This is a genomic window from Arthrobacter sp. TB 26, from assembly GCF_000427315.1.
Lineage (GTDB): Bacteria > Actinomycetota > Actinomycetes > Actinomycetales > Micrococcaceae > Arthrobacter.
The window spans coordinates 1-1,838 of sequence record NZ_AUPJ01000133.1; the positions used below are offsets into that span (position 1 = coordinate 1).

1 protein-coding gene and 1 pseudogene are annotated in these 1,838 nt (G+C 70.1%); both read right to left on the reverse strand.

All coding sequences use genetic code 11. The features are described from left to right. A partial coding sequence (locus tag K789_RS0104180; RefSeq protein ID WP_024365658.1) for an HAD-IIA family hydrolase occupies nucleotides 1–619 on the reverse strand: 619 nt, incomplete at its 3' end. Nucleotides 620–625: 6 nt separating this feature from the next. Next, nucleotides 626–1,838 (reverse strand): annotated as a pseudogene (locus tag K789_RS0104185) (hypothetical protein); the annotation flags it as partial.

The window sequence follows — 1,838 nt, forward strand, 5'->3', positions numbered from 1 at the left end:
CGGCAGCCAGCCGTTTCGCGGCCGCGTGGAACAACGGCGCTTCCGGCTTGCCGGCGACCAGGGGCCGCTGCCCGGTGGCGGCGGCCACGGCCGCGACCAAAGTCCCGTTGCCGGGTGCCATGCCGCGGGCCTGGGGAATGGACATGTCCGTGTTGGTGGCCACCCACAAGGCGCCGCCGGCAACAACGTACGCGGCTTCCGCGAGGTCTTTCCAGCCGACATCCGGATGGAAGCCCTGCACGACGGCGACGGGTTGCTCCGATTCGCTGCGGACCGGCACCATCCCCGCGAGTTCAATCTCCTGCGCGAGGGAGTCCCCGCCGGTAATCAGGACCCGGGCACCCGCCGGCAGCAGGGAAGCCAGCAGTTCCCCTGCTGCCTGCGAGGAGCTGACCACCTGGTGGTCCTCCGCCGGCGCGCCCAGATCGCGCAGGTGCTGCGCCACCTGCGCGGGCGTCCGGGAGGCGTTGTTCGTGACGTAGCCCAAGCCGACGCCGATCCCGGCGAGCCTGCGCAGGGACTCCACCGCACCCGGTATGGCGTGCGGGCCCGCATAGACGACGCCGTCGAGATCGGCCAGGAGGGCGTCGAAGGTCGAAATCAGCTCCGGTGCTGCCATTCCAGTTCAGCCTTCGGTGCGTTCCGGCTCGCGGGAGTCGGCGTCGTGTGTGTCGTCTTCCGGGGAATCGTCGTCGTGGGAGCCGTGTCCGGTCTCGCCGGACACGTCACCGGACAGTACCTCGGAGCGGTCCAGTGCGTCCTTTTCCACGGAGTCGTCGTCGGATTCAGCGTCGTCGGACTCCCAGAAGTCGGATTCGGCGTCGTCCGATCCTTCGTCAACAGCGTTCGCTGACGTTTCAGGTGATTCCTGGAGACCGGCAACGGCCTCGGCGCTGGCAGCACGCGGTGCCTGCTCTTCAGCAGCCGGAGCGGACCGCTGGGCAGCCTGCTCGGCAAGGAGCCGGCGCTGCTGTGCTTCCTCACGCGCTTCCTCTTCCTCGTCCCAACCGAGGTCGATGATGTCCGGATCCTCCGCGACATCGAGGCCGAGGGCGTTCTCGGCGACGGCGGCCTGGCGCTGCCACTTCTCCGCTTCAGCCGTGCGGCCCACCGCGGCCAGCGCCTCGGCGTAGGCGCGGAAGAGGCGCGGGCTGTAGGAGAAAGCACGGTTGATGTCGAGCTGGACGATTTCCAGTTCGGAGACGGCGGCGTCGAGCTGGCCGAGGTCGGTCCGGGCGCCGGCGGCCACAATGGCCAGCTCAGCCTTGCCGGGGGCATCGAGGTCCTTGGCTTCTTCGGAGCGTGCCATTTCCAGGGCGCGGTCGGGCCGGCCGAGTCCACGTTCGCAGTCTGCCATGACGGGCAGGTGCATGTTGGAGCCGCTGATCCTCCGGTAGGTGCGGAACTCGCGCAGGGCTTCGCCGTAGTGGCCGGCAGCGTAGGCGGTCAGGCCCACGGCTTCCCGGACAGCTGCGAGGCGGCCACCGCGGCGGCTGGCCGCGAGGGCGTGCTGGAACGCAAGCTCAGGCTCGTCGTCGATCAGGCGTCCGGCCATGACGAGGTGACGGGCCACCCACTCGGCGCTGTTGTCCTCAAGGGTCTTGATCTGGTGCTGCGTGGCGCGGTCCAGTTCCTTGCCCGTGACGTCGTCGTCGATCTGCGGTGACCGCTCGCGGTCGGGACGGTTGGCGCTGCGGAGATCGCGGGCATTGGGGACACGGACCGGGCGGTCTTCGGGGCGGTCGCGGCCGAACTGGCGGGGGCCGGAGTCGCCGCGGTCAAAGCCGCGCGCCGGACGGTCGTCCCGGTCAAAGCCGCGCGCCGGACGGTCGTCCCGG